This window comes from Streptomyces rubellus (assembly GCF_036323805.1).
In the GTDB taxonomy this organism is placed as follows: Bacteria; Actinomycetota; Actinomycetes; order Streptomycetales; family Streptomycetaceae; genus Streptomyces.
In genome coordinates, this window is record NZ_JAZDCX010000091.1 from 1 (window position 1) to 239 (window position 239).

The window sequence follows — 239 nt, forward strand, 5'->3', positions numbered from 1 at the left end:
GAGCGCGACGTACGACAGGCTGGTCGACATCCTGGTCGGCCGTTTCGAGGTGGACCGCGCGGAGATCGGTCCCGACACCAGCTTCGAGGACCTCGACATGGACTCGCTGTTCCTGGTGGAGCTGCTGCTGGTGGTCCGCTCCGAGCTCGGCGCCCGGATCGGTGACGACGACGCCTCCCCGGGCGACACCGTCGCGGCCGTCGCCGAGCTGATCGACAGCCGCACCGGCACCTCCGCCG

At 70.7% G+C, this 239-nt stretch carries 1 protein-coding gene; it reads left to right on the forward strand.

Annotated elements, in window-relative coordinates:
- A partial coding sequence (locus V1L54_RS29385) for an acyl carrier protein (RefSeq protein ID WP_330121202.1) occupies window positions 1–239 on the forward strand: 239 nt, incomplete at both ends.